The following is an 8,623-nucleotide window of genomic DNA, read 5'->3' on the forward strand; positions in this document are numbered from 1 at the left end:
TATGGCACGCAGATGAATAGGACAGCTCTATCGAAGCATTGCTTATCGGTATTTTATTTCGGCAACCAATCCTGATTAACTGATTTTGTGAGCAACCTGCCCCCAGGCGTTCCCTTTTCCCTATGAGAGAAAGTCTGGGGGTCTTTTTCATATGATCTGCTGTTGGCTTGGACAAGCACACTCGTTGGAGGTGAGTATTGACGACTGAAATTTCCCCCTTTTTTCAACTTTGCCCCTCACACAAGTACTTCGGAATGACAAACGCGTACTTGGGCGGCCAGCACGCCCTTCGGTCGCGCCATGTCTCGGTTCGGGGTGGTCGTTTAACCAGGTTCAAGGGTCAAATGGCGGACAGCGCACCAAGCCTTTCGATGGTGGCGTCAGCCACAGTGCAGGGGATAAATGCAGAGCAGGGCCATGGGTTCCTGGTGAATGTGACGGACATATTGGCACCCGTGCAGCGTTCAGCGGAACTACGGCGCACCTATGTAGAAAAGGGCTGCTGACGGTGCTGGGTCCATTTGAAGTACCATCCGTGGGGCGGGCGCTCGTGTCAAAGCAGGCCTCCGATTGGTTCAAGAGCTCTGTAGCGGAGTTGATCACGAAAGACCCGGTCACGGCAGAACAGGAAGCATTCTGGCTTTATATGATCATGAAGCAAAGAGCGAAGACTGGAGAGTTAGTGCAAGGGCAGCAGATTGATCGGCCGTTTTGAAGCGGACCCAAACCGCTGGTGCATGATGAACAGAATGGGCAGCGGGGAGCGGTTTGGGCCGCGATGTCGTAGATATCGAACCATTTTCACCGGAAGAGTCCGAGATGGTGGCACAAGAGCGGGCAGACCTTTGGGCACAAGCGTATGGTTTCAAAGACGCCGAAGACATGAAGGCTGAAGGCGAAAGAATGGAACGAGAGTACCGTGCGCAGATGGTTGGCAAACACGCAAGCGATGACGGCTGCAACTAAACTGAAGATTTTGGAGACAATGATGCTAACCGTCACGAGGCGACAGGTACTGGAACAAAGCAGGGAAAGGACGTTCGTAGCGCATGTCATCCGGATCCCTTTAAACGCGGCAACTGGGGCGCATAATGTGAATTAGTCTCGATGTGATCTGACACCGTCCCCATTCCAGCTCGCTGGGAAGGGGGCGGTGTCAGATCACCTCAGGAAGTATTGAAATTGCTATAAATGTTCTGGACCCGTTCGACTTCGTGATCAGTAAGGGCTGCAAATTCCTTGCCGCGTGCTCTCGCAGAGAGCTGGCCGTTATTCTGCTGCAAGAAACGGAACAAAAGATCGACGGTGCGCGTGGGCATGTCGAACATGTCGTCTATCGCTGCGCGGAACTGGTCGTAGCGACGGAGGAATTCTGTTTCATAGGGGAGGTCAACTTCGATCGTTTTTTGGACGCAGCTGTAGAGAAACGCAGCATGTGGGGTGGCATCAAAGAAGCGGTAAAAGTCGCCTGTTTCATTTGTGACTTCGACATTGAATTTTTCAGTTGGGTTCCATTCGATGAACGGCAGCAGCCGTGCTGAATAACTTTCGAGAACAGCACGATAGTCATCGATCCGTTCAAGGATTGCTGACGATATCGGGAATACGACACCTGGCGGATTGAACCCGCGCTCGGCCAAAACATGGTGGAAGATGTATCGGTGCAGACGCCCGTTCCCGTCTTCAAACGGATGAATGTAGACAAAGCCAAACGCGAGCACAGCAGAGGCAATCACTGGATCGAGGGTCTGTCCACTCGTGCGGTCAAACGCGACCATGCCGGCAATCAAGTCGTCCAAATCTTCATGCCTGGCGCTTATGTGATCCGGGAGAGGCATCTGGCTTTCGCGATCATGCGATCCAACAAAGCCGCCTTCCTTTCGAAAGCCCAATTTTATGAAACGGTCATCTCCAATGACAATCTGTTGGAGACGGAGCAGTTCGTCTTGATCAAGGGCCTGTCGGCCTGCCTCGCCAATGGCGCGGCCCCAACGTTGAATACGATCTTGGGGGGGGCGTTCGCCTTCAATGGCGTAACTGGATCGAGAGTCCTTCAGTAGCAAAAATGCGGCTGTACGCGCCAAAAGATCACGGGGCACTTCGTCGACGATCTGTTGGGCTCTACGCGCAAGGTCCATCGCGCAGAAAGCTTCAAGCTCCGGCGTGCGAAACACCAGAGGACAGAAGTCTGGTGTCCCGGGCAGATTGTTCTTTATCCGATGCCGTGACGAGTTTGACTCAGGCGATCCGTATTGAAGACGGTTGTCCAGCACTTGGACGTAGCGTCCGCCAGTTGCGTCTTCCAGCCGGATCTGCGTTTGGAAGAGCCATTCATAGATAAACCAAATCCTCCGTGCATAACTTCCATTGGGTTCATCACTGACCCACGCGATGATTGGTTCATCGCCAACAGCCTCAAACAAACGTTTGAGGATAGCGAGATCGAGCCCTTCATATTTTAGGGCGAATGTCAGATGACCACGTAGTGAAGCCTGAGGCTCATGGCGCGGTGTCATGATGCGCCATTCATCCGTAATCACGATGCGGTGCCGTTCTCCGATCACCGAGAGTTGGTGTGGGACAGGGACTGCGAGGGAATAGGCGTCAATAAGCGCACCATAGCCTGCGGGAATAGCGTTCTCTGGTAGTTTTCGTTGGTGAATTGTGTTTACGGGTCCTGAAAAGTGAACCTCTGCCGTCTGAGCGCTGATTTTCGTTTCTCCTACGTGAATATCGTTACCAAGGAAAAGTAGTCCTGAAAAACGTTCCTAACACATGAAATATGTTTCTAAAACAGAAAAATCGTGAAAAGGGTTTCTTCGAAGGGAATGCCAATGACATCACTATACACCCGCATGCGCACCCATGGGACACTGACCGAGACACCGGACGAGATTCCAGACGCGGTTTTTGCACTCCCATCCACTCTGAACTGGATGCGCGCGGAAGCCATACTGGTCTCAGACTGCGCATTGGATATTAGTGCGGCCCAAGCATTTTATGGACGGGTTCAGCGTAAGGAGTTGAGCGAGCGCCAATTGAACTCGGTATTCGAGCAATTGCTTTTCTCGCTGCACCAGATCGCAGCTCTTCGCGGTATGGCTGCAGTGCCGAACAAGGCCGACGTTGCACGTGTTGGTATTGTGACATGGTACTACGGTGTCTACGGCGCAGCCTCTGCAATGATCGCCGCAGCCGACGGATCATTCCCAGAGACTCACACGTCGACGGCCCGCCAATGGGACAGACAAATCGTCGAAGCAAAGTTGGCAATGGCACCCTTCAGCGACCGGCTCGGCAGCCTCGTCAAATCTGATGTGGAGCACGATCTAACAGGGCCTCGATCCCGTGGTAGTCACTCACTCAATTCTGTACCCAAGACTCCAGAACAGGCGTGGGGCTGTCACGCAGAGTATTTGTCGGGCACTGCGTCTTGGGAGCAATGGAACCTTGAGCAACAAGTTAGAAATTCGCGCGAATTCAAGGCTTTGGGAGTAGAAAATTTTCGCACTAAAGCAGCACGCGCGCTACGGGACGATGCCTTTGGTAGAAAGAGCATATGCTTCCTGCATGAAGCCTCCAGATATCGGGGAAAAGCAAACTATCGTGATGCAATCTACCTCGCTTATGGCAAGGCGGTTCCAAAACTCGCTGATGATTTCATCGATAACCTAACTTGAATTAGTCTCGATGTGATCTGACACCGCCCCCTTCTCAGCAAGCTGAAATGGGGACGGCACATCTCTTGAGTGAGATGATGGTTGTCCGTTTTGATGGAGGTGCAAACCGAACCATCAAAGGAAACCACAATGTTGAATACTACTGACAAAATTATCAAACACAAAACCGGCCTGCTGAACCTGGCCGAAGAATTGGGCAACGTGTCAAAGGCCTGCCAGGTGATGGGTCGCGGTTGATCACTGGGGCTGCTTGATCCCCCATTCGGGAGGCGATTCTGGGACACAGAGGTTGACGCATTGTCCGAATGACACAGGGCTCGCGAGGTAACGCGTGGGCCTTTTTTCGCGATGCGTTGCTCCACATAACGATAGATCGCCGGGGCGCCCTGGCCCTTGACGACCTTGCGCCAAAGCTTGATCAGCCTAATACAGCGCATTAATGGAAGACTCATAATGCAAAGCTGCGGGCCGCTTAAGCCCGCAGGACATGGAATAAGGATGCTAGACCATGGCCCGACCAATCACCAAAGCCGACCTCGTCGCCGATATTGCCGCTCACAGCGAAGTCAGTAAAGCGGAGGCGGCCGCCGCACTGGATGCTGTCGCTGCTGTTATTACAACACACCTTGTCGCCGGGAATGCCGTCACATTGCCCGGCGTTGCCAAGTTCGAAACCCGTGAGCGCCCTGCACGCCAGGTTCGCAATGTCTCTACTGGCGCGATGATCGACAAAGAGGCAGATCGCGCGGTGAAGATCTCTGCGTTGACCGGCATCAAGAGCGCCGTCAATAACGCCTGATATGGCGAACAGATGACATCAGCCGTGCAAGTGCCGACGGTGAGGTCCAGGAGTGACTAAAGTCCTTCAGGATCAGTTATACATGCTTGGATATCAGGGCCGCGTTTTGCCACGTATGTTACGTCGCCTCTTCGTGCGTAGCGATCTTCACCGGGCTTGGTTGTGCGGGTTTCACGGTCGTTTTGAAGAGGACGGCCTGTTGTATGGCCCCGCATGGCCTTACCGCCCTGTCTTTACATCGCGGTACGGAATAATGCCGTTCAGCAAAGGAGAAGGGCGGCTTTGGGAGGTTCAGAAACTGATCAAGGAGAAAGATCGTGAAAATCTGGACAATCCGAACAGATGACAACTGCAGTGACCAGCTGACGGTTTTTACCTATGAGGTGGCGGCAGACCAAGCCGCACTCACATGGTGCCAAGCACATTGGCTCAAAGAAGAACCATGCCCAGATGATTGGCAATCAGCGTATGACCAAATCGGTGACTGCGAAGACTTCATGTCATGTGACGAGCATGAACTCGACGACACCAATGCGATTCAGACAGTGATCATCAGCGCCAAGGCCCAGCTGAATGACCTGATAGAACAAATCACACAGATGCGCGTCATGTTCAGAGACGATGATGGCCGCATTCAACAGGCGATCGATGATGCCGAAAGCTGGCCCAAGGTGAGCGAAACCGCCGCCTGATTTCACCAAATCGAAAAACCAAATGACCTGATCAATGGCGAACAAAAGCCTGATCAGCACTGAGGCGTTGCGCATCCGCGTGACGCCATTTTTGCACCCGAAAGGACAATACCGATGAACACCTATGAAGCAAAACAAGCCCTTCGCAAGCAACGCCTCTTGGACGCTGCGGACAGGCGGGACGCAGCATGAACAAGGAACCATTTGAACCGATCAAAATTGATATGACCCTTGACGACTGGCGTGCCGAGGACGGCTCCATCGCAGACAACCCAATCTCCACGAAGGTCTCTCTTTGGCACAATCGGATTGACCTGTTCTTTGAAGACGGGCGCGCAATCTGGATTGAACAAAAGGACGGCGTAATCTGCGTTCACGGATATCTGTCCGAAGCCACGGGCCACGTTGAACCTGCAAATCTCTACATCGAGCGGACGAAATTCAAAGTCAGCGCCGATCTTCCCGATGCGATTTACGAACACACGATTGAACCGGAGGTACTAGATAAACCGGAACCAACATCAACACGGTAGTTTTTCGCGAGCGCCTTAACATCCTGTTTGAAACACTCTTTGTGCCGCACCTTTGCTGGAATAGATCATAAGACGGACTTCAGATGAAAGTGACCCGACTTTCAACACATTGGGGCGCAGTTCTGAGCCTTCAGCTCGCAACCGCGCCCTAGTCGGTCGCCCCAGGGTTCGGTGATCTGTCCAATGGGTGACGGTCCCTTTGGCATCGGATCTTTGATCCGATTTTTTTATTTGTCCTTTGGGGTTCGGGCGAGCCGAACGCCACTGCAGGACGTTGGCGGTAGGGATACCGCCGGATTTAAGCGAATTAGACAGACCCGTGTTGTCGGCTTTGCCGCCTGCCCGCGCCAGTCCATCGAATTCGCTCAAATCCTCCTAATCCTTCCTTTCATCGCATTCAGGTTTTCAGGAGCAGGCGCATTCGCGCTGTCCAAAAAACCCGAACCATTTGGGGAGCAATCCCAAAGGTCACACCACGAAGGAAACGAAAAACATGGCGACTATGACAGACAACCGCACAGAGGTCATTGCAGCACAGAACGACAAAGTGCGCGCAGTGCTGAACAGCGGGCTTGGATTTTTAGGGTGCGCAGAAGGTGGCGTGAAATTCAAACTGGTTTGGACCCCGGGAATTGATGAAGCGTTCATGCAAACCGGACGCGCCAAGACAGTGTTGAGCGCTGTTGCAGATTTTGACGATTTTACAGAGGACAATAACCCACATGGAGAGCGCGAATTTGCGGCGTTGGATATTGAAGGGACACGTATCTTTTTCAAGATCGATTACTACAATCTGACGCTGGACGGTGGTTCGGAAGACCCTGCCGACACAGCCCAAACCATGCGCGTTCTCACCCTTATGTTGCCAGCCGAATACTGAGTTCGACCCCCCGAAAGGGGTGCGCCGTAGGCGCAGGCCGCACGGATCGATGCGTGGTTGGCCGAAGGCATAGCAAAAGACCAAAGAGCGGGGGCGCTTGTGCGCCCTGCTTTCTTCCCTTGGAGAACTGAACATGCGTTTCAAACCTTGGGCACGCCATCCCTTCACAGACACCTCTCGTAAGCGTGCCGCGCTAAGACGGAAGCAGCGTTTGGAGCGCGAAGCCTTTCCGCTCTTCGCCGCGCAGATTGCCGAGACGCAACCGAACGAAGATGCCGTCATGCAGGACCGTGCAGAAAAATGGGCGGTGCAAGAGGTCCGCGACCGCAATCGCCGCGCAGCGCAATGGCACAAGGCCCGGCAGCGTCTGGACGCTTTGCCAGCAACGCAGCGACGTACCCTCAAAAAGGCATGGGATTGCGCGCCATACCCGGCTGATCCGGTCTACCTTCTGGACTTCCTACACAGTTATGCCGTGGGCCGGTTCGGCCTTAACTCTCTGCCGTTCTCCCTCACGCGAACGGACCCGCATGGCAGACAGATCGATAGATTTGGCGCGCAAGGCGATGGTCGCGGATGCTTTGACCCCTCACGGCATCGATGAAACCGCATCACGGGCGGCTCAAACATCCCGCGCTACCGATCGATACAGCGCAAGATCATCTCAATAGATTGCCTCGTGGTGAAGGAACACCTTCGTCCCGCTCGGGCGGGATACTTTTTACCACTTGATAGCAAATATACAAATTGAGATCAGAAAACCTTGCAATGCTATCATTCTTATAATATGCTCTCACTGTCAATGCAGGAGTAAAACAATGGGTTCGATCTCTCTTAGAAATCTCGATGAGGACGTGCATCGCCGCGTTAAGTCAGAGGCCAGAATTCGCGGCGTCAGCACCGAAGAAGCAGCACGTCAGTTGCTCGATGAGGCAACTCGCCCCGTAGAAAACGTATCTGCGGTCATTGCAGAATTTGTGAAAGCGCGGAATGTTGAATTTCCGGAATTTGAACGTAGCAACAACCCGATTGATGGGGCCGTTTTTGAATGATCATCCTCGATACCAATGTTATCTCTGAGATCATGAAGCCCCACCCTGAGCAGGCAGTTGTGGAATGGCTGGATGCACAGAATTTACGTTCACTTCATGTTACGTCCATCAATCTGATGGAGTTGCGTTTCGGTGTTCACAAGCTGCCAGAAGGCAAGCGGAAAAAAGCCTTGTGGGAAGTACTTGAGTTTACATTGGCCAAGTTGTTTGCAGGTCGTATGTTGAGCTTCGATCAAAGCGCAGCAAAAGCAACGGCGGCTCTCGCCGCTGAAACTTTTCAACGCGGCATAAATTTGGGTGCTGCGGACATGCAAATTGCGGGCATTGCACAGGTGAACGGTTTCGCCGTGGCCAGTCGCGATGCGCGCCCGTTTACTGAAGCTGGCGTAACTTTGATCGATCCATGGGACGCAAGGCGCTGAACGGTGTTTACGCCCCGATCGTCGTGGTTGCAGTCCGTAAGCGGGTTGAAACTTCTTAAATCAAAGGCACGAGGGGCACATCACAGGCCGCCAAAGCAGTCATCAGGGAAAACATCAGGAATAGTCGTAACATGGTTCTGGCCTTCATTAGGGAAGTGGTTGTTCTTGGAGGCGTGCGTAGCGCATCGCAGTCGATATGTCGATTTTGGTAGGCGGCTGGCGGCAAGCCCAAGTCACGGCATCTGCGTGGGGTAGGTTGAGAAGTCTTTCATCTACCGGCTTGAGCGATACCTTCAGCACAACATGCAACGCACCACTGAGTTGATATCATGGAGGGGGACGCGTTATGGCCCCTTCCTCATTTTCATAGTTGCTGCGCTACCTTGAAAGTATTGTCAGGCCCCCCTGCGCCGGGCGCGTCCCGCATTCGCGCAAGCGCGAACTGATTGCATCAGACTGCTTGTCGGCAGCACGCGAATGATGGCGCGACGCATGCTCGCGGCGGCTTAGTTTTGGTCTGATGTACAAAGGGCCGTCACCACCCAAACACGCTGGCGTATCAATA

At 53.3% G+C, this 8,623-nt stretch carries 12 protein-coding genes; 10 read left to right on the plus strand and 2 right to left on the minus strand.

Annotated features, from left to right (window positions below):
* Window positions 1-344 precede the first annotated feature (344 nt).
* Together ACFWW2_RS00240 and ACFWW2_RS00245 are read left to right on the plus strand one after the other, a co-directional pair.
* Entirely contained in the window at window positions 345-506 is a 162-nt protein-coding gene (locus ACFWW2_RS00240) for a hypothetical protein (protein WP_393925356.1), read from the plus strand.
* Window positions 507-768: 262 nt separating this feature from the next.
* Entirely contained in the window at window positions 769-966 is a 198-nt protein-coding gene (locus tag ACFWW2_RS00245; RefSeq protein ID WP_393925357.1) for a hypothetical protein, read from the plus strand.
* A 200-nt stretch (window positions 967-1,166) separates the two neighbouring features.
* Here the strand turns inward: ACFWW2_RS00245 and ACFWW2_RS00250 are convergent, their stop codons facing one another.
* Window positions 1,167-2,540, minus strand: a complete 1,374-nt coding sequence (locus ACFWW2_RS00250; RefSeq protein ID WP_393925358.1) for a Fic family protein — start codon at window positions 2,538-2,540, stop codon at window positions 1,167-1,169.
* 294 nt (window positions 2,541-2,834) lie between these two features.
* Here ACFWW2_RS00250 and ACFWW2_RS00255 point away from each other — a divergent pair, with 294 nt between their 5' ends.
* From ACFWW2_RS00255 to ACFWW2_RS00270, 4 genes are all read left to right on the plus strand, one after another.
* Window positions 2,835-3,680, plus strand: a complete 846-nt coding sequence (locus ACFWW2_RS00255) for a hypothetical protein (protein ID WP_393925359.1) — start codon at window positions 2,835-2,837, stop codon at window positions 3,678-3,680.
* A 508-nt stretch (window positions 3,681-4,188) separates the two neighbouring features.
* Complete coding sequence (locus ACFWW2_RS00260) at window positions 4,189-4,479, plus strand: HU family DNA-binding protein (protein ID WP_393925360.1); 291 nt, start codon at window positions 4,189-4,191, stop codon at window positions 4,477-4,479.
* A 317-nt stretch (window positions 4,480-4,796) separates the two neighbouring features.
* Window positions 4,797-5,171 (plus strand): hypothetical protein, encoded by a 375-nt coding sequence (locus ACFWW2_RS00265; RefSeq protein WP_393925361.1) that lies wholly within the window; start codon window positions 4,797-4,799, stop codon window positions 5,169-5,171.
* Window positions 5,172-5,359: 188 nt separating this feature from the next.
* A complete protein-coding gene (locus tag ACFWW2_RS00270) occupies window positions 5,360-5,704 on the plus strand; it encodes a hypothetical protein (protein WP_393925362.1) in 345 nt (114 codons plus the stop codon).
* Between the two features lie 15 nt (window positions 5,705-5,719).
* Here ACFWW2_RS00270 and ACFWW2_RS00275 read toward each other — a convergent pair whose 3' ends face one another.
* Window positions 5,720-6,073 (minus strand): hypothetical protein, encoded by a 354-nt coding sequence (locus ACFWW2_RS00275; protein WP_393925363.1) that lies wholly within the window; start codon window positions 6,071-6,073, stop codon window positions 5,720-5,722.
* A gap of 79 nt (window positions 6,074-6,152) precedes the next feature.
* Between ACFWW2_RS00275 and ACFWW2_RS00280 the strand changes: the two genes are divergently transcribed.
* The 4 genes from ACFWW2_RS00280 to ACFWW2_RS00295 all read left to right on the plus strand — a co-directional run bounded on the left by ACFWW2_RS00280 (window position 6,153) and on the right by ACFWW2_RS00295 (window position 8,058).
* The gene (locus ACFWW2_RS00280; RefSeq protein WP_393925364.1) at window positions 6,153-6,584 is read left to right on the plus strand and encodes a DUF3768 domain-containing protein; all 432 of its coding nucleotides are present in this window, start codon (window positions 6,153-6,155) and stop codon (window positions 6,582-6,584) included.
* A 133-nt stretch (window positions 6,585-6,717) separates the two neighbouring features.
* Window positions 6,718-7,188, plus strand: coding sequence for a hypothetical protein (locus ACFWW2_RS00285; protein ID WP_393925365.1), 471 nt, complete (start codon window positions 6,718-6,720; stop codon window positions 7,186-7,188).
* A 214-nt stretch (window positions 7,189-7,402) separates the two neighbouring features.
* Complete coding sequence (locus ACFWW2_RS00290; protein ID WP_393925366.1) at window positions 7,403-7,636, plus strand: FitA-like ribbon-helix-helix domain-containing protein; 234 nt, start codon at window positions 7,403-7,405, stop codon at window positions 7,634-7,636.
* Window positions 7,633-8,058 (plus strand): type II toxin-antitoxin system VapC family toxin, encoded by a 426-nt coding sequence (locus ACFWW2_RS00295; RefSeq protein WP_393925367.1) that lies wholly within the window; start codon window positions 7,633-7,635, stop codon window positions 8,056-8,058. The genes ACFWW2_RS00290 and ACFWW2_RS00295 overlap by 4 nt, the downstream gene beginning before the upstream one ends.
* Window positions 8,059-8,623 lie beyond the last annotated feature (565 nt).

Source organism: Yoonia sp. R2-816 (genome assembly GCF_046762905.1).
In the GTDB taxonomy this organism is placed as follows: Bacteria; Pseudomonadota; Alphaproteobacteria; order Rhodobacterales; family Rhodobacteraceae; genus Yoonia.